Genomic DNA, 24002 nt, shown 5'->3' on the forward strand with positions numbered 1-24002 from the left:
AAAAATCAAGGCTGACATTGTCGTTTCGAAAACGATGATGGCAGCCTTAATTTTTTCTTTCAATTTACTTGATTTGATTTAGAAGTAGGGTCAGTTTTCAGTCGTAGATCGGATAGAATGCCGGGTTTTGATGCGCTTTGAAGAAAAGCGCCAGCTGTTCTTCGGTTGTCCGTCCCAGAGACAGCGGTGGCAGACTGTCCATCGAGAAAAACCCGCTTTCAACGGTCTCCGTGTTGTTTTTAAATTCGCCTTCGAGCAAATCGCAGAGCATCAGTATTTTATAGATGGTATACGGGCAGGCATCCTCCACCCATTTGCTGCGATCCAACAAGCCCACCAACCGGGTCGGTTTGACCAGCACCCCGGCTTCTTCAAAGGCTTCCTTGATGACATTTTCCTGGGGGGTTCTGTTCACATCCGCCCAGCCGCCGGGCAGAGACCAGCACCCGTCTACTTTCTCTCTGACCAGAAGAATCTTGTTATCGACGATGACCCCACCGCGGACATCAACCTTCGGTGTTAAATAGCCGTCTTCATTCTGATAATAGGTTTCAATCACTTCTTTCGGGACTTCGGTGTGTTTCTCAATGATTTCCCGTGATAACCGCTCAATTTCCCGGTAGCGATCTAAATCATAATCGTTTTTGCAGTATGTTAAACCCGACTGTGATATCGATTGTAACTCTCTTGCCCATACGATCCATTGTTTTTCCATTTTTTTCTCGAAGCTACGCTTCTCTCCTTTCAAACTTTCAAAACTTTCAAAACTTTCAAAAAGAGTCTTCTCTTTTTGAAATATTATGCTATAATATAGATTAGAATTAATCTAATCTGTTGATGTTTAATTCCTGATTTTTGGGGAATAATACATAAAATATCAATTATGACTCAGGAGGTCTATTATGTGTAAAGAACCTAAGTTTTATGTCTGTAAACATTGTGGTAATTTTGTCGGTATGATCCATGCATCTGGTGTTCAAATGATTTGCTGCGGCGATCCCATGACTGAAGTTGTTCCCAACACGACGGATGCTGCACAGGAAAAACATGTTCCTGTCATCGCAGTTGACGGAAACAAAGTCACTATCGATATCGGAAGCGTTCCGCATCCGATGACACCGGAACATCACATTGCCTGGGTTTATCTTGAAACCGAACAGGGCGGACAGCGAAAATGCCTGGCCGTTGATGGCGCACCGCATATGGAATTCGCGCTGACTCCTGGCGATAAAGCCGTTGCTGCTTATGCTTATTGTAACCTTCACGGTTTATGGAAAGCAAGTCTATAATTTAAATTCTCTTCAACTTTTAAAGAAGCTGCCTTTTCAGGCAGCTTCAGATTGTCGACAAACCCCGTACCGACCAATTGTTAATCAGTTGTCTGCTTGCAATTCGTACAGGCTATCGCCTGTTCGCCTTGATGCAGACAACACGATGTAACAATTGTCGGTACTACGTTAGTACTTTGTCTGTAGTCTCAAGCTGCCTCTGCTGGCAGCTTCTTTTATTGTCTGATCATTTCCAGATTTAAAAAAATTCTTTCAGGAATTCATCGTAGGTACCTTTGTAGAGGTCCATATCAATGAAGGTTTCATTTCCGTTATAGCCATCTAAAATGCCCCGCTGGGTATACTGCCAGAACGTGAACTCGGTGCCATTGGGCAGTTTTTCCGGCCAGCTGTTGTCCAGATCGACGATCCATACTTTGTAGTCCTTGTAATCCGTTCCGATATACATATTGAAAACGCGCTGGGATGTATAAATGATCGGTTTAACACCGTAATGCTCTTCGATTGTTTTCAGGAACTCATCCAGGATCACCTTGACCTGTTCTTTCGGAAGGGCGTTCTCCTCATACTGACCATACAATTCCAGATCGAGTACCGGCGGCAGATTATCCTTGGAGACCGGTACATTGGCGATGAAATTCTCAGCCTGCGATTTCCCGGTGGTATCATAATTGAGGAAATGATAGGCTCCGACTTTGATATCGGTATCCTGACTTTTTTCCCAGTTGGTTTTAAACTGACTGTCCACATAATCATGGCCTTCCGTTGCCTTGATATAGGCAAAATCTATATTCTGTTCGGCGAGTGTCTGCCAGTCAATTTCACCCTGGTAGGCTGACAAATCCACCCCCCTCACGTAGCGCTCTTCGCTTTGCGTATTGTTATACATATTCGTGCATCCATAAATGACGGCAACGATCAGAACCAGTATTCCGATGCCTGCAGCCAGAGGGATCCATTTTTTATTGACCATGCTCTTCCTCCCTTTCATTCATTCTAAAAATCATTATACCAAAATAATAAGTGGCAGGAAACCCATTTAAGGAGTTATAATATAACGAAAGACGGCGGACTAAGCGATTTAGTCAAAGCCGTCATTCTATAAAAGGAGATTTCCATGGCTAATCAAACAATCTTATCCCCTGAACTAAACGCCAAACTCGACCAGCTGAAAGTTTCTCTGAAAGATTTCTCAAAGGTCAGCATCGCCTTTTCCGGCGGTGTGGACAGCACGCTGCTGCTGAAAGTCGCGGTTGACGTTCTCGGTGAAAATGTCCTGCCGATTACCGTCAACGGCGCCATGCTTCCCGGCTCCGAATTTGCCGAGGCTCAAGCACTTGCCAAAGAAATCGGCGTACCTCCCCTCGTCATTGAAGCCGATGTTTTCGCACTGGATGACTTCGTCAGAAATTCTTCCGACCGCTGCTATCACTGCAAAAAATTCATTTTCACCCAGATCAAAAACGCTGCCATCGAAAATGGATACCGCGTCATTCTCGACGGATCAAATCTTGATGACATGAAGGATTACCGGCCCGGAATCAAAGCCTTGGGTGAGTTAAACGTCATGAGTCCGTTGAAAGCCGCCGGCCTGACCAAGCAGGACATCCGCGATCTATCGGCTTATTATGGTCTGCCCACCGCCACCAAACCGGCCATGGCCTGCCTGGCGACCCGCATTCCGACCAATACCCGGATTACGCCCGAAGCGCTCAAAGCGGTGGAAGCCGGCGAAGATTATCTGAAATCAATCGGACTCCACCAGTACCGTCTGCGGCTGATCGGCGACACCGCCAAAATCGAATGCGATCCTGCGGATTTCGAAACCATCATCGAAAACCGTCTAGTTCTGGTAGCCACCCTGAAAGACCTCGGCATCCGAACCGTCACCCTGGATCTGGCCGGCTACGGCTGCGGCAATATGAACAGTTAGAATTCCCCGTTTACGCCATCGAGATCCCGGTACATCTGGTAGAGGTCATAATAAACGCCTTCTTTTCTGATCAGCGTCTCGTGCGGTCCCTGCTCCACAATGCCTTCTTCGGTCAGAACCAGAATGATGTCAGCATTGCGGATGGTGGTCAGCCGATGGGCAATCGTGAAGGTGGTTCGGCCTTTGGTCAGCTCCCGCAGTGATTCCTGAACGATGCGTTCACTTTCATTATCCAGCGCCGAGGTGGCTTCATCGAGAATCAGGATCGGCGGATTCTTCAGAAAAACCCGGGCGATGCTGATGCGCTGCTTCTGCCCACCGGACAGCTTGACGCCGCGTTCGCCCACGTAGGTGTCGTACTGCTGCGGCAGCTTCATGATAAAATCATGGGCACCCGCCTGTCTGGCGGCGAGCTCGACCTGCTCGAGGGGAGCATCCGGCCGGCCGTAGGCGATGTTTTCACGGATCGTGCCGGAAAACAGATAAACGTCCTGCTGGACGATCCCAATCCGGGACCGCAGCGAATGCAGGGTCAGATCCTTGATGTCCTGACCGTCGATGCAGATGCGCCCGGAGGTCACATCGTAAAACCGCGGAATCAGATGGCAGAGGGTGCTCTTTCCGCTCCCCGACGGGCCGACGATGGCGATATTCTGACCGTGGGTCACATTGAGATCGATGTCGGAAAGGACCTCATCGGTACCGTCCGAATACTGAAAGCTCACCTTTTCAAAGGAAATATCCCCAACCACCTGCTTCAATTCTTGTGCATTTTCGGCTTCGTAGACTTCAGCCGGTTCATCCATGACTTCAATAAACCGTTCGATTCCCGTCATCCCCTTCTGAAACTGTTCGGCAAATTCGACAATCCGCCGGATCGATGCCAGCAGCGTCGTGACATAAAGCAGATAGGCCATCAGGTCGCCGGCATTGATCGCGCCGTTGATCATAAACAGCGATCCGCACACCACCACCATGATCAGCATGAATCCGTCGAACACCCGGGTGGTCGCCTGGAATCCGGCCATGTAGCGGTAGGACTGCTTCTTGATCGCCAGAAACAGCCGATTACCGATGTCGAACTTTTCTTCTTCCATTTCTTCGTTGGCAAAGGATTTTACCACCCGAATCCCCAGCAGATTGTCTTCAACCTGGGCATTGATTTCCCCGGTCTGCACTCGGGCGCGCTTAAAGGCTTCCCGCATTTTTTTCCTGAAATAGCCCGTTGAAATCAGCATCAGCGGAAATCCGATGAAAATAATCAGCGTCAGCCAGATATTGATATTTCCCAGAATCACAAAAGAAACCGTGATCTTGAGTGCTGCGATGAAGAATTCTTCGGGGCAGTGATGCGCAAATTCAGTGATATCGAAAAGATCGGTAGTGATGCGTGAAATCAGCTGCCCGATTTTCGTATTGCTGTAAAAGGAATAGGAGAGTTTCTGAAGATGACAGAAAAGATCCCGCCGCATGTCGGTTTCAATTTTTGTTCCCATCAAATGACCGATGTACGCCGTAAAATAATTGGCGGCCGCATCCATGGCCAGCAGGAGCAAATAGAACAAACCAAGTGACAGGATGATTTTGACGGTCAACCCTTCGATATCAGTCATTCCCATATTGGTGAGATACCGGACAATCAGCGGCAGCACCAGGTCGCAGACCGTCGTCAGCATGGCGCAGAAAAGATCCAGCACCAGAATCCATCGGTATTTTCGGTAGTAGGGTAAAAAGCGTTTTAACAGGTATGTGTTTTTGTGTTCTTTTTCCAAATTTTCGTTTCCTTTCATCATTTTCAGCTGTGAAACAGTGCGGTGAGTTTCGCTGCCGGTTTGCGCGAACCAATTTGTACACTGTACGGCGGACAGTCTATCGACTGTTCGCCTACACGTTACCAAATTGGTTGCGGAAACCGGCAGCGAAACAACTTACGTTGATGTCTTGAAATTACTTCAGTTTGCAATTTCGTTACAGCTTCCTGTTATCAATTATACCACAGTTTTTGCGCATACAAAAAACCTCCATCGAATATTCTCCGATGAAGGTCTTTACTATAACAATTGGTCGGTACGGGGTTTAAGACAACCTTGATTACTCAGGCTGTGGTGCTACTGCTTCTTTTGGTTTGATCAACAGGTAAGCGATGGTAGCGACTGCGAAAACGCTCATTGACACATAGAACGGGAATTTGATGCTTTCTGTCATCCCCGCAATTCCGGCGATGAAAGCAAACATATAGGCCGAGCAGAATCCGCCGATGTTCAGGCAGGCCATGATGATTCCGGAAGCGGTTGGCATCTGACTGGGATGAACAGCAGTACCCAGATCCATGAAGACCGTCGGCATGATGAAGCTGAAACCAATTCCGGCAACCGTAGTTCCGATGTACATGAATGCGATGGAATTACCAAAACCAATGCTGGCCATAGCAAGTGTCAGCATCGCAAGGCCCAGCGTCAGCGAATTTTTCTTGAAGATGCCGAATACTTTGGCAAAAATAAATCCGCCCAGCATCCCGCCGACAGTAAACATGGTCAGAACCAGAGCTGCGTCGCCGGCGCCGCCCATACCAGATCCTGCGATAATTGAAGACATATTAACCAGCATCGGATAGATCAAAGCCATAATAAAGAAAATTGCAGCGGCAAAGCCGTATACCGAAGCCGGCATTTTTGGTTTGGCTTCACCAGCGGCCTGAACCGGTACTTTGGCTGGTTCTGGCAAAAACAGCACAAAGATCAGTGTGATGATACCAAGACCATGAACGAGGAAGGCCAATTCCCAGGATGCGGTCGCGGCAAAGCCACCGAGCAATTGGAACAGAATCCCGCCAACGTTGGCAATAACGTTGCTCAAACCCATCATCTGAGCGCGTTCTTCGCCGTCAAAGAAGGCGATAATTAGAGCAGCGCCAAGCGGCACGGTAATTCCCAGGCCGATACCAAAGATGGCACGAACGATCAGAATGGCTGTGAAGGATGAGGTAGCCATGAAATAAGGGGCCACGCCACCACCCAGGAAGAGGATCATACCAACGATCAACAGGGTCTTATAGCTAACAACAGAACCTGCCAGTCGGCCGGAAATCAGGGTTGCCGGCACGGACATCAGGACTGCCAGGGTTGATACCAGCAGCAGGGTTGTAAATGGTATATCCGGGAACGCCGCAGCGATGTTGGCGAGGGCCGGTGTAATGGTCCCCACGCCCATCTGCACAAAGAAAACGGAAAGAACCGCAATTTTCAGAAACTTATTATTTTTCATCTTTTCCTCCTAATTTTTAAACGATTTCGATATTTGCAAAAGTGCCGTGTGCTTCGAGCTGATTTTTTTAGTAACACATCCTTTCTCGCCGCTGTCGCATCTGGCAATCGTTTTCATTTTATCCCATTAATAAATTCATAATAATTTCTCTTGCTTCAATGTTATTTGATGACTGGGATTTTTTTTAATCAAAACGATGCAAATTTATATGCGTACAGTTTTTGTTGTTTTGTATATCTTAAGGCTTTTCTGAAAATATGGCAATGTAGAATTGCACAAAACCAACGGGGAAGATTGTTCAAAACACACAAAGATCCGATCGCAGCGCCACTGGTAGTTTTATTCAAACGTCTTTATAATGCCGTTTATCAGTCATTTATTATATTCGTAAATAATTAACAAAATAAACAGCGGCTTCTCTCTGTCGACTTCAAAAAATCATACTGATCTATGTTTTCCATCTATTTTTCCAAAAACATCCATTTGTTTTTAAATGCAACTAACACGCAACGCGCGAGAAAAAGTCCATAAAAAAAGACCTGATGAACCAGCTGATCCATCAAGTCCTGCGAATATCGACAACAGTACCGACAATTGTTACTTAAAGGTCATTTTTCAGCAACTTATTTTTCTGAAAACACCGCCTGATATTCCAGATACGTCAGCTGGAACAGCAGCTGTTCTCTGAGTTGCCAGTCGTCAAAATTTCTTTCCAGCAGCTGTTCGATGCGGTTGATCCGATACTGCAACGAATTTCTGTGCATGTGCAACAAGCTGGCAGTCACTGAAATGCTGCTTTCATTTCTGAGATACACTTTCAGTGTTTCAAGATAATCCGAATGATGCTCTGCATCGTAATCAATCAGCTTCTGAATCATCGGATGCACCATCCGTTTTCCGGGCATCTCATCGGCGAGAAGCTTCATACTGTAGAGATCGGCAAATTCATAAAAATGATAGAGCCGATCCCCTCTGCCCTGGTTTTTGATAAAACCGAGAACCGCCGCAAACATCGGCTTGAACTTATGCAGGTTCAGGAACGATTCAAAAGGAGGACTCAATACGCACAGGCAATGATGAATACCGAGAAATTCCGCCAGGATTTTCTGGTTCTCATCGGACAGATACTCGTTCCCGTCAATCGGAATGATGATATAAATAAACAGATCCATTGCAATGCATTTTGAATCCGGTATCAGTTTTTCCAGGAAATCCATCATCGTAAAATACAAATCCGCCTTGACGTCACTGTCCCGGAATGAAATCAGACCCATCTGATAGCTGACCCCGGGATTGAAACCAAGCTTCAGCAAGAACACATCGATTTCATCTGAATCTTTGAATTTCTGATCGAACAGATTGTGCAAGAACTCCTCATATAACAAACCCCGGTCGGCTTTTATCGCAAAATACTGACCCGCATTCCGGTTGATTTTTCTGAAAAGGTACTCGTAGAGCTGAAGTGTATGCTTTTCGAAGGGTTTCTGCGTTTCATAGAATTTATGCATCCCGAAATAGGCAATCGGGCGGCCGCCGCTTCTCAGCAGCGAGATCTGGACGTGATGTCCGCTGATACTCGACGTAATCTCGATCGAATTTCCCTTCGCCCTGATGATATCGCCCATCGTCGGTGAAGTGTTCAGAATATTCTCGTAATATTCACTCATATAGCCCAATTTCAGTGATTTCCAGATTGGATCATCCGGCGCGTCCATTTCTGAACTGATGGCCAGAACCTTGTGATTCAAATCCAGAATATTGATTGGCATTTCCACCATTTGTGTCGCCAGATCGATGATTTCCTGCAGCGGGGCATTTTCGAGAATCAGTGAATTCAGCCGCTCGTCAAAGGAATTGTAGCGATGAAAAATACTGATGATCAGATTCATGTTTTTTTCCGGCGTAATCCCTTCGATGATCAGGAGATTGATATGCTGGTATTTTTCGATATCAAATCCATCCGGTTTTCCCGAGCAGACCAGATTCAGTCCATCCGGAAACCCTTCCGAATCTGTCAGCCCTTCCGGCCGCAACAGATACAGACAGTTTTCCTTAAATGCCGCATGATTGGGATCATAGACTTCATACGTATCAATCGTCATATCCGCATCGTCACGGATGTTTTTTAGGACAACATGATTTCGCATAACTTTTTCGATAATATTGATGCTGATTTTCATCGTCATCACCTCCTTGATAAGCAACATTATACCACATTTTTCATTTTTTTCTTGCGCATTCCGTTTTTACGTGTATAATTAAAAACAAGTGAATAAAAGAAGCGAACATATGGTGCCTTGAATTCAAGGAGAATAGGGAATCAGGTGAAAATCCTGAACGAACCCATCACTGTAAGGGCGGAGTAGACTACGACAACCACTGTTTTATAATGGGAAGGTGTGGCCTGTGTTGATTCCCAAGTCAGGAGACCTGCCTATGTACGGTTTGCATGAATGAAGGTAAAGTTCATCGTTATTATTAGTTTAATGACGATGGACTTTTTTATTTTCCCGATGGTAAAGGGTCAAACGCTTATCTTTCTTTATTGACACAAAAACAAAATTTTCAAACCAGGAGGAAAATAATGACCATTCTAGAAAAAGCCAGAGCCGGTGAAATCACAGGGGAAATGATTTTCACGGCCGAAAAAGAAGGAATTGAACCTGAAATCATTCGCCAGGGTGTAGCATCCGGTGAAATCGTTATTTTAAAAAGCACCCGGAAAAACATCAGTCCGGTCGCCGTCGGAAAAGGCCTTTTCACCAAGGTATCTGCCAGCGTCGGGATGTATGAAGATGCGGACACCATTGATGGTGAAATGAAAAAGATCGCGGCCGCTGTCAAAGCCCATGCCGATACGCTGATGGATTTGAGCGTCCGGGGTCCCATCGATGCCATGCGTGAGCAAGTGCTGTCAACCGTTGACCGCCCGGTGGGTACCCTGCCGCTTTACCAGACGCTGGCTGTTGCCCAGGAAAAATACGGCACCGCGCTGGATATGACGGCCGACGATATGTTTGAGGTCATGGAGAAGCAAGCCGCTGAAGGAGTGAGTTTTCTGGCGCTGCACTGCGGCACCACGATGGATGTGATCAACCGGGCCAAAGAGGAAGGCCGAATCGATCCGCTCGTCAGCTATGGCGGCTCCCATCTGATCGGTTGGATGGTTCACAATCACTGCGAAAACCCGTTCTTCACCCAATACGACCGGGTGCTTGACATCTGCCATAAATACGACGTGGTCCTGAGTTTCGCTGACGGCATGCGCCCCGGCTGCATTGCCGATTCACTGGACGGCGCTCAGGTTCAGGAGCTGGTCATTCTCGGTGGACTCGTCAAAAGAGCCCGGGCAGCCGGCGTTCAGGTCATGGTCAAGGGACCCGGACATGTGCCGCTGGATCAGATCCAGACCACTGTCAAACTGCAGAAACGCCTCTGCGGCGGTGCTCCCTACTTTGTGTTCGGATGCCTGCCCACCGATACCGGCGTCGGCATGGACCATGTCACCGGTGCCATCGGTGGCGCCATCGCTTCCTACTACGGCGCTGATTTTCTCTGTTACGTCACCCCAGCCGAACATATCGGCATGCCCAGCGTCGATGATGTCTACATGGGCGTCATGGCCAGCCGCATTGCGGCGCACGCCGGCGATGTCGGTAAAGGCCATCCCGCTGCCGTTGCCTGGGATCATGACATGTCCGTGGCGCGTCGGGAACTCAACTGGAACCGACAGATGGAACTGGCCATCGACCCGGAAACCGCGACAAGAACCTGGAAGGAACGCAGTACCGATTTTTCTTCTGAATGCACCATGTGCGGCGACTTTTGCGCGATGAAAGTGATTGGCAAATACTTGAGAAACGAAAATCAGGAAGCGAGGAACTAATAATGACACAGATGATCAAAGCCCGGGCTGGGAAAATAACCGAAGAAATGGAAATGGTCGCCCTACAGGAAGGTGTGACTCCGGAATTCGTGCGGGATGGCGTTGCCGCCGGCCGGATTGTTATTCCGAAGAACAAGAACCGGAACCGTTCAAAAATATGCGGCATCGGCGGCGGACTGGACATCAAAATCAACGGCCTGATGGGAACCTCCAGCGACCGTGACGACATGGAAATGGAAGTTAGAAAAATTCAGGCGATGGAAGAGGAAGGCGCCAGTGCCTTTATGGATTTGAGCATGGGCGACCATATCAATGAAATGCGGAAGCTCAGCCTGACGATGTCAAACATCGCCGTGGGCTGCGTGCCGGTCTATCAGGCCAGTGTGGAAGCCGTTGAAAAAAGAGGCCTGATGGTCAACATGACTTCGGATGATCTTTTTTCCGTCATCGAACAGCAATGTGAGGAAGGCATGGATTTCATGGCCGTTCACAGTGCCTTGAACATGGATCTGCTGAAGATCCTGAAGAAGACCGGCCGGACGGCTGACATCGTCAGCCGCGGCGGTTCGCTGATGACCGGCTGGATGTTTCACAATGACAAGGAAAATCCACTTTACGCAGAGTTTGACCGCCTGCTGAAAATTCTCAAAGCCACCGACACGGTGCTGAGCATCGGCGATGCTATCCGGCCGGGAGCCAATGCAGACTCGCTGGACCAGTCCCATCTGCGCGGGCTGATGGTGGCCGGCGAACTGACCAAACGGGCGCTGGAAGCCGGCGTTCAGGTCATGGTTGAAGGTCCCGGACATGTGCCGCTGAACCACATTCCTTCCGCAATGCTACTGCAGAAACGTCTCTGCTACGATGTCCCCTACTATATTCTGGGCTTTTTGGCAACGGACGTAGCTCCGGGTTACGATAATATTACCGGTGCTATCGGCGGCGCCTTTGCCGGCATGCACGGTGCTGACTTCCTCTGCTACCTGACGCCGGCTGAGCATCTGGGTCTGCCTACTGAAGAGGACGTGCGCATCGGCGTGCGGACCACCAAAATCGCCGCTCAGGCCGCCAATGTTCTGAAACACGGTACCGCCTGGGATCGCGATCTGGCGATGGCGAAAGCCCGGGTTGCGCGCAACGACGAGGAACAGATCCGTCTGGCCATCAATCAGGCCAACCTGACCGCCGCTTTTGCCAAAAGCCCGTCTCACGGCTGCGCCGTCTGCCGTGACACCCGCTGCCCCGCCGACGTGGCGGCCGAATTCTTCGGCCTTGCCTGAAAGCGCATTAACTGCTAAACTAAAAGCGGCAAAGCAACGAATGAAAGGACAAGACATGATCGATACAAAATATACACTCAAAAAAGTCATCGAAAACACCGCGCCGGCTGATCCGAAATGGCAGCAGGCGGCGCGAGATCATATTGAAAAACTGGCGATTCCGCCATGGAGTCTCGGCCAGCTACTGACTCTGGGCGAACAGCTGGCCGGCATCCAGCGGACCATCCATCCCAATGTCGACAAAAAGATGGTGATCACCATGGCCGGCGATCACGGCGTGGTTGCCGAGGGGGTTTCCGCCTGTCCTCAGGAGGTGACGCCCCAAATGGTTGAGAATTTTGCCAAAGACGGAGCCGGCATCAATGTGCTGGCCAAGGCCGCCGGCGCTAAAGTCATCGTTGTGGATATGGGCATCGCCGTCGATCTGCCCGAGCTGGTGGCAAGTGGCAAACTGATCGACTGCAAGGTCGACTACGGCACCAAAAACTTCTACCGTGAACAGGCCATGACCCGTGAACAGGCCATTGCGGCCCTGGAAGCCGGCATCAATGTCGCCTCAAAGGTGATCGAGGAGCAGGGCATCAACCTGCTGGCCACCGGCGACATGGGCATCGGCAACACCACCCCCAGCGCCGCAATCCTGGCCGTGATGGCGGAATATCCCGTTTCATCCGTCACCGGTCGCGGGACTGGCATCGACAACGCCGCCCTGATCAACAAGATCAAGGTGATCCGGGAATCCATCAACCGCCTGCAGCCCGATAAAAATGACCCCATCGACGTGCTGGCCAAGGTCGGTGGCTTTGAAATCGCCGGGATTGCCGGCGTGATCCTCGGCGCCGCCTATCATCAGGTGCCGGTTCTGGTGGACGGCTTCATTTCCACAGCCGGAGCCCTGATCGCCAAGGGACTCTGCCCCGCGTCGCTGGACTACATGATCCCCTCCCATCAGTCGGAGGAGCCCGGTCATCAGCTGATGTGGCAGTCGCTGGGACTGACCCCGCTGCTGAATCTGAATTTCCGACTCGGCGAAGGAACCGGCGCCGCTGTTGCCATGCATCTGGTGGAATCATCCGCCCGGGTGATGTGCGACATGCTGACCTTTGAAGATTCCGGTGTTTCCAAAGGAGCGGGCCATGACAATGCAAGCCTATGATCCCCATAAAAACGGCGGCCAGTATCTAGAGGACCTGGCCACCGCTTACTGGGCGTCCGACGCCCTGTTCACTGCCCTGGAGATGGATCTTTTTGAAACGATAAAAAGCTTTGAAAGCCAGGAGGCAACGCCGTCGGAGCTGGCCACGCAACTGGACTGTGACGCCGCCGCACTGGGCCGCTACCTTGAACTGCTGACCAGTCTGGGGCTGCTGGATCGCTATCAGAGTGTTTATTCCAATTCCCTGCTGACTCAGGAGTATCTGCTGAAGGCGAGTCCCCTCTACCAGGGTGACTCGATTTTGTGGCGGAAGAATCTGACAGCCGACTGGAATACCCTGAAGGCATCGCTCAAAGCCGGCGGCCGGGTCAATTTTCTGCCGGAGGATACCAGCGAGGACGAGCTCAATGCGCGCCGGGAGAGCTACATCCGGGCCATGGACAACATCGCCCGAATCAAGGCCCGAGAGTGTGTCACCTTCTGTGACAATCTGTCCGGCGCGATCCTCGATGTGGGCACCGGGTCCGGCGCCATGGCGCTGGCTTTTCTGGAGCAGTTTCCGGATACGACGGCCACCCTGCTGGATATCCGCCAGGTCCTGCCACACACCGAAAAGATGGTCGAAAAGACACCGTTTGCCGACCGGGTCACCTATCATCCCGGCAACATTCTGGAGCCGGAATGGGGGCTGACTGGGAAATACAAACTGATCATCCTGTCCAATATCGTGCATGCCTATGCTGACGCCGAAAATGAGTTGGTGCTCAAAAACGCCGCCAGCCATCTGGCCGACGACGGTATCCTGCTCGTTCATGATTTTTTCAATGAGCACGACCCTGTCAAAGCACACTTTTCGGATCTGAACATGATGCTCAACACTTACAACGGCAAGGTTTTCTCCGGAAAGTGGGTACTTGACGAGCTTGCCAAAAACGACCTGGCCACCACGCCGCTGATCCCGCTTGCGACCGACACCGCGCTGATTTTTGGCGCCCGGTCAGAAGCCGTTCTCGACGGTCTGGCTATCACGCCGGTTCAGAAGCTGATTCATCCGATCAAGGCGATCGGATTCCATGATGTCTTTGAGATTTCACCGGATTCCGTGGTGGTCACCGAGTTTCCCAAGAACAAGTGCAAGTTCGGCTGCTCGTCCGTCGACAAGAAACACTGCAAAGCCAACGACATCCCGCTGGATGAAACCAGACGGCTGCTGTCGACCTATTCCCGGGCGCTGCTGCTAAAGGGCGAACCGCCCACCGGCGATTTCCAGCACCAGATACTGGAAGCCGAAAAAATCGCCTTCAAAACGGGCTATCACAAGGCTTTCGCCTTCTGGGCCGGTCCCTGCACCATCTGTCCCAGCTGCGACCTCGACAAGCCCTGCCGCAACACCAAGAACCGCCGGCCTTCAATGGAGGGCTCCGGCATCGACGTTTTTGAAACCGTCCGCGGCAACGGCAAAACTCTGGAAACCCGATCGAACAAGGGCGACATCATCAAATACTATGGACTGCTGTTACTGGAGTAACGCGGTCTTTTCGTCTGTTACCAAGTGGTTCCGTTAAGGCACCGTACCGACCAATTGTAAATCAGTTGTATGCTGCAATTCGAACAGGCTACGCCGTGTTCGCCTTGATGCATAGAGCCTGCCCCTTAGGGTGCAACACGATATTACAATTGTCGGTACTACGTGATCCCATCTTGCTTTGATGGTGGTTTTCACAAACTATTTTGTAACGTGTAGGCGAACAGTGTAAAAATAGTTTCGTGTAAACCGGCAGCGAAGCTAACGGCAATTTCGTTACATGCAAAACTACATTCAAGGAGCAATCATGAAAATACTATTCGTTCAGGCGCTCTCGATGGAGGGCATCGATATCGAGCGGGTTTACCCCATCGGCATCGTCGTGCTCGCCTCCGCGGTCGAGCGTCAGACCAATTACCCGCTTCATCTATTCGACATGAACATGTCACCGGACCCCTATGGCGATCTGCGCCAGCAGCTGGATGCCCAGAAGCCGGACGTGGTCTGCGTTTCGCTGCGAAACATCGATCCCCTCGGCAATAAAACCTCCTCACTGATTCCTAACTTTGCGGTGACGCTGGCCTTCATCGACCGGTACTGTCCCGAAGCGAAGATTCTCGTCGGCGGCACCGGTTTCTCGCTGTTTCCCGAACGTCTGATGAGTGAATACCCGGAAATCGACTTCGGCGTCACCGGCGAAGCCGAAAAAATCATCGTCCCGCTGCTTAACAATCTGGACAATCCGCCGCATCTGCCCGGCCTGTGTTTCCGTGAAAACAATCAGGTCAGCATCGTCCCGCCGGTGGGGGATTACGACATGGGAAACTACCAGATGCCCAACCGGGAACTGCTGGATCCCCGCCCCTATCTGAGCGTCAACAAATACGTGGAAAGCATCGGCGTGGAAACAAAACGCGGCTGTAGTTTCAGCTGCGGCTACTGCTCCTATCCCCTGCTGCAGGGGAAACAGATGCGCTGCCGCACGCCGGAATCCGTGGTCGATGAGATCGAATTTCTTTATCAAACCTACGGCGTCACCAGGATTCATTTTACCGATTCTGTCGTCAATCTGCCGGTTGATCACCTGGATAACATCTGCGCCGAAATTCTCCGACGCGGACTTGCAATCAACTGGAGCGGCTTTTTCCGGGAGAACCTGCTGACCGAAGAAAATGTGGCGCTGTATGCCCAATCCGGCTGCGAATGCTTCTCCCTCTCGCCTGACGGTCTCAGCCAGACCGCTCTGGATGCGATGGATAAACACATGACCACCACCGACATTCTCAATACCGCCCGGGTGCTGGCCAACAGTGGCGTCGTGACTGTCTACCACTTCCTGGTCAACACCCCGGGCGACACCGAGGAAACGATTAGAGAAGCCAAGGCGCTGATCGATGCCATCTATGAGATTCATCATCAGTCGAAGACGCTGGGCACGATCGTTCTGAACAACATCCGCATTCTGCCCGGTACCAAGGTGGAACAGCAGGCGCTTGAAAACAGCGTGATCACGCCGGAAACCGATCTGCTCTATCCCACCTATTACAACCCCGCCCCGTTTGACCGGGTGCGTTACGACCTGGAAATCTATCATACCAAGAAAAATATCTTTATGTGGCAGGAGGTCACACCATGAAAGTACTTTTATTAGAACACCCCCGATCCTACGGGGAAGACCGCTGTAACGACATCGCCAATGCGCCGCTGTCCGCCTGTCTGAATACGGGCTATATCGGCGGGATGCTGGCTTCAAAAAATATCGACGTCACCATCGTCGACGGCTATCTGGAAAAGCTGGATTACCCTCAAATCGAGGCGGAGATTGCCAGAATCCGCCCGACGATCCTTGGGATTCACCTGGTTTACCACTGGGAGAACAACCAGACGCTCTACCAGTTCATCAAACACGTGAAAGCCGCCTACAGCATTTCTTACGTTACCGTTTACGGTTTCTATCCCACCTTTGCCTACGAGGAAATCCTGAACCGCTGCCCGGCCATCGACTCGGCACTGCTGGGCGAAAACGAACTGACCTTTCTGAGGCTGGTGGAGAATTTCCCCAACCAGGAGCTTCAGGGTATCGCCTACCGCAAGGACGGCGGCATCACCGCGTCCCGCGGGGAAATCATGATGGATGTGGATTCACTGCCGTTTCCACTGCGCAGCAAAGGCTCTTATTCTTTCGGCGAGGTCAACCTTGCCGGCAGCCGCGGCTGCTACGGCGGCTGCACCTTCTGCTACATTAACCCCTATTACGGCGAAGCCATACGAAAATGGCGAGGCCGAAGCCCCGAAAATATCGCGGCCGAAATCGACGCTATCATGAAGGAAACGGAGATCCGCTATTTCTATTTTGTGGACCCCAACTTCTTCGGCCCCGGCAATGCGGGCAAAGACCGGGTCCTCAAACTCGCCGCCCTGCTGAAGGAGCGAAACATCACTTTCGGTATCGAAGCCCGAGTTAACGATATCGAAGAACAAGCCATTTCGGCCTTGGTGGATGCCGGCCTGCGTCATATCCTGATTGGTCTGGAAAGCGGCCGGGATGAATCGCTCAAACGCTTGAACAAGCTGACTTCCGTATCGGACAATGAAAAAGCGCTGCGCATTTTAAGAAAATACGGCATCGAGCCCAGCGTCGGTTTTATCATGTTCGAGCCAGACTCCACCATCGAAGATCTCAAAATCAACTATGACTTCCTGAAGCGCAATGATCTGCTGGAGAAGCTCGAAATCAGCGTCAACGTACTCTATCATCATATGATCATTCTCCAGGGCAGTGCCTCCTACAAAGCCCTGCAGGATCAGGGTCGGCTCAATATTTCCGACCATTCCACATACGAGGCCGACACCGATTACCAGAACCCGAAGGTTGCCACCATGGCCGGCATGATGCGGGATATGACCAACCATATTTTCGCTTACATGAAGGATACCTGGGAACTGAGTTTTAAAAAGGATCCGGCGACGCTGAGCCAGTACGACCTGGTCAACCGGCTGCTGGTGTACTCCTTCGCCGGTTTGCTCAATGAATTCGAAAGCGGCGAAATGACAGCTGAAAATCGCGATATCTACGTGCGGTCATTCAACCAGTCGGTCGATCTGATCATGTCTTAGGATAAAAAAAACGTACCGGCTCTTGCTGCAGATCATGCGGCAAGGGCCGGTACTGTTTTATCACGAGTGTCTTATCTGGCGTCATCGACTAATAGATCAAGGGGACGGTTCTGTGCTGATTTTTTTGATCAGTACAGAACCGTCCCCTTATGTCCTATTGACTGCCAACACTAATCCGGCTATAATATAATTGATTTTAACTTTAGCCGAAGGAGTGATCTGATGAACTACCTACCCAGAGCCATAGAGCAGACGTTTCTGCGTCTTTCCCAGCAGTTTCCGGCATTGCTGCTCACCGGGCCGCGACAGGTCGGCAAAACAACCATGCTGCAAAAGCTGGCTGCCGAAGAGAATGCCGGGCGGGAGTATGTTACGCTGGACGATTTAACCGAGCGTCAAATGGCCAAGAATGACCCAAAACTGTTTTTGCAAATTCACAAACCGCCGGTATTTATCGACGAGGTGCAGTATGCACCGGAGCTGTTTACCTATATCAAAATCCACGTCGACGCAAACCATCGGGCCGGTGACTTCTGGCTGACGGGTTCGCAGGTATTCAAATTGATGACGGGAATCCAGGAGTCGCTGGCGGGGCGTGTCTGCCTGCTCCACATGGCCCCCCTGTCACAGGCGGAAATCGCTGGCGCCGCAACGACCCCTTTTGTGCTGGATTTGGAGCAACTGTCACAACGCATCAGACAGCGTCACAGCATTGATACACCCGCCCTCTATGCGCGTATTTTCAAGGGGGGGATGCCGGCCCTCATCAGCGGGCAGTATCGGGACGATCGCGCAGTTTATTCCAGCTACATCGGCACCTATATCGACCGGGATGTCAAAGAGATTTCCGGTGCGATCGATTCCCTGAAGTTTATGGATTTCATCACGGCGGCCGCCGCCCTATGTGGACAGATGCTCAACTACCGGACCATTGCCGACGCTGCCGGCATTAACCAGGTTACCGCTAAAAACTGGCTTGGAATTTTAGAGCGACTGGGCATTGTCTTTTATCTCCATCCCTATTCCAACAATATGCTCAAACGCATGGTAACCAAGCCTAAACTCTACTTCTACGACTGTGGCCTGGTGGCCTACCTGACCAAATGGAGTGACAGCCAGACCCTGATGAACGGTGCCATGAGCGGTGCGATTCTGGAGAATTTTGTGGTATCGGAGATTATCAAGAGTTATCAGAACTGCGGACGTGAAGCCTTTATTTATTACTATCGGGATAAGGACACCAAGGAGATTGATATTCTGCTCGAGGACAGCGGCAAGCTCTACCCCATGGAAATCAAGAAAACGACCACCCCACAGCGCAAGCTCACCCGCGTGTTTGAGGTCATTGATAAAGCGCCCCTGCAACGTGGGACAGGAGCAGTGCTTTGCACGACTGACCGGTTATCGGCATTTGACAGCCAAAATTTGATTGTGCCCATTTGGGGAATCTAGCAGATACAAGGGGACGGTTCTTCTTCTGTGCTGTCTGTGCTCTCTCCCTTGTGTTCTCCAAGCGTCTGCTCATAGTATTCCCGATTGAATTCGAACAGTCTCCCCTTTTCCGTGTTCTTCGCTTCATACATCGCAAAATCTGAAAGCTTCAGCAGTTCGGTGACATTATCTGCATCCTGAGGATACCAGGCAATGCCGGATGAAAAACGGATGCGCCGGCTTTCGCCATCCGGCGTCCTGAGACAAAAGCTTTCTTTCTGATCGTGGAATTCGCGGATAATGTCGCGCACCTGATCCGGATGATCAAAGTCATGCAGATAAACTGCAAATTCATCGCCGGAAATCCGCGAAATAATTCCGCCAAAAGGCTCAAAATAGCGAAAAATCTCGCCGGCCCGGACGATCAGGCGATCCCCGACTTCATGTCCGAAACTGTCATTGATGTATTTCAGATTGTCCAGATCCATGAAAATCATCGCCCCGATTTTATCGGGTTTTTCCCGAAGCTTCCGGTTCACCTCGCGTTTGAGCGCAGTCCGACTGTAAAGATGCGTTAACGCGTCGTAATCCAGCTCATTGACCAAACGCCTGTTTTCCTCAATCTCGGTGCTGACATCCTGAATGACGCCAACCACACCGCTTGGCTGTTTGGCTTCGATTATGCGCAGCCACAGCTGCGTTTCCCGTTGTTCGTCATCATAGCGGTAGATATTCGCGTGATCTTCCATCGGATTGGCCCTCAGCCGATTCAGACAGGCCTTCCATTCCTCTTTTGAAACCGGTATTCCCGGCTCGATATGAAGCAGCCAGTACAGGAAATCCGTGAGAATCACATTCCGGCTGCTGTCGTGCACCTCGTACCCGCCGATGGGCAGAAGGCTCAGCTCCAGGATTTTCGAAGTCGTCTGTGATGCCGTCACCAGACTCTGATTGAACAATTCCACGGCTGATGTCAGATCGTCGATTTCACGCATCCCGGTTGGCTTGAATTGAATTTCATCATAGGGAGAAAGCCCACTGACATACTCGGATAATCGTGAAATCTTGCGGGTGAAGAAATAGACCAGCACGAAAACACCTGAAAATGCGAGCAGCGTGGTGATCGCGATGCTAGCGAACAGCTTTTCTCTGACCGACTGTGAATTCTCCATCAGAACCTGACTCGGAACAAAACAGGCCAAGGTCCAGTTCTCGTCGACAAAGGGTGAATTTTCACTGTAGACCTTTAGTTCCCGCATCGAACTGTACATCGCGCCCAGATCATTCAGTGTTGTTTCAGAGATTCCTTCGTCTTTGAGCGCCTTCATTGGGAGCTGTTCACCGCTCTTGAGATAGGTTTTTGCCAGAACACCCCCGGGAATAAACCAGTTCAGATCCAACGCCTGATCGTGCATGCCGGCAATCACGTAAAAACTGTTATGATAGAGGAGATCGGAATCCGGCAGGTAATACTGCGAAAAATAGGGCATGTCGATTTCAACGCCGAGAACGCCATAGGGATTACCATCCTGGTCGAGAACCGGCAGCGTGTAACAGACCACCTGCTGATTGTCCTTTAGCAGGTCAATCGGTTTGGTCCAGTAACCGAACCGTTCGATTTCCGATCCTTTGTATGCAGTCCCAGCCCAGAACGGCTTTTCATAAAAATCAAACTGACTGCCGTCTTCATTTTCCTTCATATCGAGATCCCAGCGGATGCTGGTGGCCATCCCGTAGGATTTGGCTACCGCCGTCGGGCCGATCTCAAGGGAATAATTGGCCGTTTCTTCCGAGTCCGGCGTCGTGTTCCGGATGTAAACGGCCGAGTGAGCCTGACCGTTCGCTTTTTCCGCATTGGAGCCGTTCAGGATGAAAAATGCCCCAGTCACCCGATCCTGTTTCAGAATCGATACCAGCGCATCACTGGCAATCTGTGCCGACTCGTTGTAGGCGATGTCATCACGATAGATGGCCTGCGGCGTGCTTCCCGTTTGCTGTGCCAGATCTGTCATCCGTGTACTGAGCTGTTTTGACTCATCGGCCAGACCGGCAATCATCTGACCGACCGAGGTATCAAACGTTTCCGCCCGGGTTTCAGTCGTGTTGTTCAGCAGCCGGACCGCTTCCGCATCCAGCATGAAATACACCCGGGAAATAAATAGCGCAAAGACCAATGCAAGGCTTTGAAAAATGACAATCAATGCCAGTAGTATATTCAGCTGTCTTCGGAGTGTCCAAGTTTTCTTCATTCCTTTATCCTTTTGTAATTATTCTTCCGAGTAGGCAATTCCCAGTCCGTCGAGCTGGCTGCGGAGGCTCGCCAGCCACGCGTCAAAGCGGGCATCCAGATTCAGCGCGTCAAGCACTTCCTGTTCGCTCATTCCCTGTGCCCGGAATGCTGCTGCATCCTGGCGTCCTGCCACGGTTGTTGTCATCAGCGATTTTTCCAGAATCGTACGCAGATCATAACTCTCGTCAAACGGCGTGGACGCGTAAGTATCCGCATTCATGATCTGATCCAGGGCAATGCCATAGACCGCAGCCACATTTTTTTCGGACTGATCGCCGGCGCTCATCGCATCGAGGGAAGCCTTAAAATCCGTATTTTCGTAAGCTGCTTTTTCAACTGGTAAATAACCGGTGGTCATCGCAAAGTTGATATTCTGTTCTTTCGCGGTAAACCATTTTAAAAACAGCGCTGATCCTTCCTCTTTTGCGGGAGTGGATTTCGTCACCGACATACCGGCTCCCTGTTCAATCGCCGTCGGTATACCGCCAGCAAAGACCGGATAGGACAGAGCTAGAAATTCAATCGGTGACTGGGTATTGTCCTTTTCGATCCAGGTCGGAAAATAGGCCGCGCCGGATGATGAACCGACATAGGCGACGAGATCCCCCGCCTTGATATCATCCGAACGGAATTTGCTGACCGCATTGAAATAACCCAGGCACATCCCGCCATAATAGAGATCGAACACTTTTTTCAGATCGGCCCTATTCAGGACAGCTTTCGAATCCGTCCCATCGATGATTTCCGTTCCCAGCTGCTTGTTGCCGATGATAATGTAGTTGGCCACGGAATCAAATCCCATCAGGCTCTTGCCATCTCCGGCTGTTTCCGGAGTCTGGGCATCAGTCCACTGGTAGTAGGCACGCGCTGCATCATAGATCCCTTCAAAGGTTGACAGGGCACTGTCGTTCAGCCCACTTTGAGACACGAAAGCATTCCAGGCTGTTTTGTTCACGTAGAGAAGCTCTGTGCTTTTGACAATAGGGATATTCAGAAGCCGTTTTTCGTCATACTTTTCGGACTTCAGGAACTCGTCAACATATGAATTCTGTTCATCTTTTGTAAAATAATCGTTGAGGTCGCAGAGTTTTCCCAGCTGATCAATTTCCAGACCCTTGTCCGGATAGCAGGAAAACAGATCCGGCATGGGTTCGGCATTGATCACGCCCTTGGCCGAATTCGTGATGGCTTCCTCCAGATCGACAATACTGCCTTTAGCCACCGCATTGATCACCACCCCTTTTTCGGAACCGACGCTTTTGTTGAATTCATCCACCGCTTTTTCAAGGGCAATTTTATTATCGCCGACATAATAATGCCACAATGTGATGGATACCGGGTTTTTGGGATCCAGCGCGGTCTTTTTCTGACTGGCAGTTGAACACGCAGTCCCAGCCATCACAACGACCAGTAAACTCAAGAGCAGACAGGTTATTTTCAGTTTTCTTTTCATTTTCACTCCTTTTAATGACGATGGCCAGTGCAACGTTTGATCAGTTTTTCTGCCAGTGCAGCAGCGGCCCGAATGCTGGTGTGTGAATCGTTTTCAGATTTTTCCAAAATCCGATGGTTTATTCTTTTATTTTATCATCATACCAGCCCCATTGACAATTTAAATCGAGATAAAATTCAAAATAAAACTGATGGTGACTTAGCCCCATCTTTCAGGCGTTGCTCAAGCGTGAAAATCATGGCCATGGTACTTTGTTGCATTATATCAAATAACCACAAAGACAAAAAGCACTTTGTCCCCTGGCCTTTCTGACAGTGGATCAGAGGGACGGTTCTTTTTTGGGGCTACGATGGAGTTTCCCCCAACAAAACCATCACGCTCGTATCCCCTTTTTTTCTTGACATTTTTTATGATTAATATTATAGTGTGATTGACATCTATATGCAAGTAAAATATTTCAGTTGTGGATTTTGATGCAACCATCTTCTGTGAAAAAAGAAAGGAACCGAGCCATGAGACATGCTAAATATGGCCGTCATTTGCCGGCATTTATCTTATTGTTTTTAGCAAAAGATGCTACCTACGGATCCGCCCTGTTAAGACAGATGAAGGACGAAATGCCCTACAATTTTTCGGATGGTCCGGCCGTCTATCGAGCCCTCAATGAATTGGAAAAAAATGATGCCATCATCGCCCACTGGGATACTTCAGCAAAAGGAGCTGCCAAAAAGTTTTATACCATTACGGACAAAGGCATGCTGATGTTATCTGAATTCAAGACGGAACTGGAACAACGAAAGAAAAACATGGAATTCTTTCTAAATGAACTGGAAAAATTTGAAGATCGTGATAAAAAACATTAACATCCTTTATTCGATACGCACTGGAAGGATGGGCATTTGCAAAGAAATATGTAATCATGATCTATAATCAGATTCAAAATAAATATCAGAGGTGATTTTTTATGGAAAAATGTTGTTTATGCGGTATTGAACTGGAAAAAGAAGAAATCTATGCCGTCAAAGGAAAAATCTTTTGCGATGACTGTGCCCTCGGTCAGCACAAACTGGTTCAGGCCTGTGATCCGAGTGCCGTCCACAGTGCCAAACTGGATCGGCAACGCTCTGGCCACACCGGTATCCAGGGTTTAACCCCCCGTCAAAAAGAATTATATGAGTACCTTGTGGCCAATAACGGCGTCACTGTTGGCCAATTTGTGGAAAAATTCGGACTGACCGCGGAAGAGGTCAGCCTAGAGTTAAGTGTCTTAAGACATGCCGAGCTGGGCAAAGGCCAGAAACGCGCCGATGGTGTCTATTTTGTTCCCTGGGAATCCTGATTCATTATTGAAGTAAAACAAATCAACAGGCCGGCGTTT

At 50.1% G+C, this 24002-nt stretch carries 18 protein-coding genes and 1 riboswitch; of the genes, 11 read left to right on the plus strand and 7 right to left on the minus strand.

Features of this window, described 5'->3' with window-relative positions:
• Positions 1-97: 97 nt before the first annotated feature.
• Complete coding sequence (locus tag GH808_RS06560; RefSeq protein ID WP_186841984.1) at positions 98-715, minus strand: NUDIX hydrolase; 618 nt, start codon at positions 713-715, stop codon at positions 98-100.
• A 187-nt stretch (positions 716-902) separates the two neighbouring features.
• Between GH808_RS06560 and GH808_RS06565 the strand changes: the two genes are divergently transcribed.
• Positions 903-1289: a desulfoferrodoxin family protein gene (locus tag GH808_RS06565; protein WP_186841985.1), complete on the plus strand. Its 387-nt coding sequence runs from the start codon at positions 903-905 to the stop codon at positions 1287-1289.
• A 238-nt stretch (positions 1290-1527) separates the two neighbouring features.
• On the opposite strand, the gene GH808_RS06570 is transcribed toward GH808_RS06565, so the two are convergent.
• Entirely contained in the window at positions 1528-2262 is a 735-nt protein-coding gene (locus tag GH808_RS06570) for a glycoside hydrolase family 25 protein (RefSeq protein WP_186841986.1), read from the minus strand.
• A gap of 144 nt (positions 2263-2406) precedes the next feature.
• Here GH808_RS06570 and larE point away from each other — a divergent pair, with 144 nt between their 5' ends.
• Positions 2407-3222, plus strand: a complete 816-nt coding sequence (gene larE, locus GH808_RS06575) for an ATP-dependent sacrificial sulfur transferase LarE (protein WP_186841987.1) — start codon at positions 2407-2409, stop codon at positions 3220-3222.
• Here larE and GH808_RS06580 read toward each other — a convergent pair.
• The 3 genes from GH808_RS06580 to GH808_RS06590 all read right to left on the minus strand — a co-directional run bounded on the left by GH808_RS06580 (position 3219) and on the right by GH808_RS06590 (position 8666).
• Positions 3219-5012, minus strand: a complete 1794-nt coding sequence (locus GH808_RS06580) for an ABC transporter ATP-binding protein (protein WP_186842058.1) — start codon at positions 5010-5012, stop codon at positions 3219-3221. The two genes, larE and GH808_RS06580, sit on opposite strands and share 4 nt — an antisense overlap.
• 301 nt (positions 5013-5313) lie before the next feature.
• Entirely contained in the window at positions 5314-6486 is a 1173-nt protein-coding gene (locus GH808_RS06585; RefSeq protein ID WP_186841988.1) for an MFS transporter, read from the minus strand.
• Between the two features lie 623 nt (positions 6487-7109).
• Positions 7110-8666 (minus strand): PucR family transcriptional regulator, encoded by a 1557-nt coding sequence (locus GH808_RS06590; protein ID WP_186841989.1) that lies wholly within the window; start codon positions 8664-8666, stop codon positions 7110-7112.
• 92 nt (positions 8667-8758) lie between these two features.
• Positions 8759-8938, plus strand: a riboswitch (cobalamin riboswitch).
• 132 nt (positions 8939-9070) lie between these two features.
• Between GH808_RS06590 and thiC the strand changes: the two genes are divergently transcribed.
• The 7 genes from thiC to GH808_RS06625 all read left to right on the plus strand — a co-directional run bounded on the left by thiC (position 9071) and on the right by GH808_RS06625 (position 18902).
• Positions 9071-10372, plus strand: a complete 1302-nt coding sequence (gene thiC, locus GH808_RS06595) for a phosphomethylpyrimidine synthase ThiC (protein WP_186841990.1) — start codon at positions 9071-9073, stop codon at positions 10370-10372.
• A 2-nt stretch (positions 10373-10374) separates the two neighbouring features.
• Positions 10375-11652, plus strand: a complete 1278-nt coding sequence (bzaB, locus tag GH808_RS06600; RefSeq protein ID WP_186841991.1) for a B12 lower ligand biosynthesis ThiC-like protein BzaB — start codon at positions 10375-10377, stop codon at positions 11650-11652.
• A gap of 40 nt (positions 11653-11692) precedes the next feature.
• Entirely contained in the window at positions 11693-12808 is a 1116-nt protein-coding gene (gene cobT, locus GH808_RS06605; RefSeq protein WP_243166137.1) for a nicotinate-nucleotide--dimethylbenzimidazole phosphoribosyltransferase, read from the plus strand.
• Positions 12789-14336, plus strand: coding sequence for a DUF2284 domain-containing protein (locus GH808_RS06610; RefSeq protein ID WP_186841993.1), 1548 nt, complete (start codon positions 12789-12791; stop codon positions 14334-14336). Before cobT ends, GH808_RS06610 begins: the two co-directional genes overlap by 20 nt.
• 304 nt (positions 14337-14640) lie before the next feature.
• Positions 14641-15969 carry a B12 lower ligand biosynthesis radical SAM protein BzaD gene (gene bzaD / locus GH808_RS06615; RefSeq protein WP_186841994.1) on the plus strand — a complete coding sequence of 443 codons (1329 nt, stop codon included), beginning with the start codon at positions 14641-14643 and terminating at the stop codon, positions 15967-15969.
• Positions 15966-17450: a B12-binding domain-containing radical SAM protein gene (locus GH808_RS06620; protein ID WP_186841995.1), complete on the plus strand. Its 1485-nt coding sequence runs from the start codon at positions 15966-15968 to the stop codon at positions 17448-17450. Before bzaD ends, GH808_RS06620 begins: the two co-directional genes overlap by 4 nt.
• A 222-nt stretch (positions 17451-17672) precedes the next feature.
• Positions 17673-18902 (plus strand): ATP-binding protein, encoded by a 1230-nt coding sequence (locus GH808_RS06625; protein ID WP_186841996.1) that lies wholly within the window; start codon positions 17673-17675, stop codon positions 18900-18902.
• Here GH808_RS06625 and GH808_RS06630 read toward each other — a convergent pair.
• Both GH808_RS06630 and GH808_RS06635 read right to left on the minus strand, forming a co-directional pair.
• Positions 18899-21130 carry a GGDEF domain-containing protein gene (locus tag GH808_RS06630; RefSeq protein WP_186841997.1) on the minus strand — a complete coding sequence of 744 codons (2232 nt, stop codon included), beginning with the start codon at positions 21128-21130 and terminating at the stop codon, positions 18899-18901. The two genes, GH808_RS06625 and GH808_RS06630, sit on opposite strands and share 4 nt — an antisense overlap.
• Before the next feature lie 18 nt (positions 21131-21148).
• Positions 21149-22624: an extracellular solute-binding protein gene (locus tag GH808_RS06635; RefSeq protein ID WP_186841998.1), complete on the minus strand. Its 1476-nt coding sequence runs from the start codon at positions 22622-22624 to the stop codon at positions 21149-21151.
• Positions 22625-23136: 512 nt separating this feature from the next.
• On the opposite strand from GH808_RS06635, the gene GH808_RS06640 reads away from it, so the two are divergent.
• Entirely contained in the window at positions 23137-23487 is a 351-nt protein-coding gene (locus GH808_RS06640) for a PadR family transcriptional regulator (protein ID WP_186841999.1), read from the plus strand.
• Between the two features lie 101 nt (positions 23488-23588).
• On the plus strand, positions 23589-23963 hold the full coding sequence (locus GH808_RS06645; RefSeq protein WP_186842000.1) for a hypothetical protein: 375 nt from the start codon (positions 23589-23591) through the stop codon (positions 23961-23963).
• The last annotated feature ends 39 nt before the right edge of the window (positions 23964-24002 follow it).

Origin of the sequence: Acetobacterium fimetarium, assembly GCF_014284475.1 — a bacterium.
GTDB classification, from domain to species: domain Bacteria; phylum Bacillota; class Clostridia; order Eubacteriales; family Eubacteriaceae; genus Acetobacterium; species Acetobacterium fimetarium.

What these genes read in the sequence shown, in the direction of transcription:
- GH808_RS06560 (WP_186841984.1), bottom strand. Translation starts at nt 715, where the DNA reads ATGGAAAAACAATGGATCGTATGGGCAAGAGAGTTACAATCGATATCA.
- GH808_RS06565 (WP_186841985.1), top strand. Translation starts at nt 903, where the DNA reads ATGTGTAAAGAACCTAAGTTTTATGTCTGTAAACATTGTGGTAATTTT.
- GH808_RS06570 (WP_186841986.1), bottom strand. Translation starts at nt 2,262, where the DNA reads ATGGTCAATAAAAAATGGATCCCTCTGGCTGCAGGCATCGGAATACTG.
- larE (WP_186841987.1), top strand. Translation starts at nt 2,407, where the DNA reads ATGGCTAATCAAACAATCTTATCCCCTGAACTAAACGCCAAACTCGAC.
- GH808_RS06580 (WP_186842058.1), bottom strand. Translation starts at nt 5,012, where the DNA reads ATGAAAGGAAACGAAAATTTGGAAAAAGAACACAAAAACACATACCTG.
- GH808_RS06585 (WP_186841988.1), bottom strand. Translation starts at nt 6,486, where the DNA reads ATGAAAAATAATAAGTTTCTGAAAATTGCGGTTCTTTCCGTTTTCTTT.
- GH808_RS06590 (WP_186841989.1), bottom strand. Translation starts at nt 8,666, where the DNA reads ATGAAAATCAGCATCAATATTATCGAAAAAGTTATGCGAAATCATGTT.
- thiC (WP_186841990.1), top strand. Translation starts at nt 9,071, where the DNA reads ATGACCATTCTAGAAAAAGCCAGAGCCGGTGAAATCACAGGGGAAATG.
- bzaB (WP_186841991.1), top strand. Translation starts at nt 10,375, where the DNA reads ATGACACAGATGATCAAAGCCCGGGCTGGGAAAATAACCGAAGAAATG.
- cobT (WP_243166137.1), top strand. Translation starts at nt 11,693, where the DNA reads ATGAAAGGACAAGACATGATCGATACAAAATATACACTCAAAAAAGTC.
- GH808_RS06610 (WP_186841993.1), top strand. Translation starts at nt 12,789, where the DNA reads ATGACAATGCAAGCCTATGATCCCCATAAAAACGGCGGCCAGTATCTA.
- bzaD (WP_186841994.1), top strand. Translation starts at nt 14,641, where the DNA reads ATGAAAATACTATTCGTTCAGGCGCTCTCGATGGAGGGCATCGATATC.
- GH808_RS06620 (WP_186841995.1), top strand. Translation starts at nt 15,966, where the DNA reads ATGAAAGTACTTTTATTAGAACACCCCCGATCCTACGGGGAAGACCGC.
- GH808_RS06625 (WP_186841996.1), top strand. Translation starts at nt 17,673, where the DNA reads ATGAACTACCTACCCAGAGCCATAGAGCAGACGTTTCTGCGTCTTTCC.
- GH808_RS06630 (WP_186841997.1), bottom strand. Translation starts at nt 21,130, where the DNA reads ATGAAGAAAACTTGGACACTCCGAAGACAGCTGAATATACTACTGGCA.
- GH808_RS06635 (WP_186841998.1), bottom strand. Translation starts at nt 22,624, where the DNA reads ATGAAAAGAAAACTGAAAATAACCTGTCTGCTCTTGAGTTTACTGGTC.
- GH808_RS06640 (WP_186841999.1), top strand. Translation starts at nt 23,137, where the DNA reads ATGAGACATGCTAAATATGGCCGTCATTTGCCGGCATTTATCTTATTG.
- GH808_RS06645 (WP_186842000.1), top strand. Translation starts at nt 23,589, where the DNA reads ATGGAAAAATGTTGTTTATGCGGTATTGAACTGGAAAAAGAAGAAATC.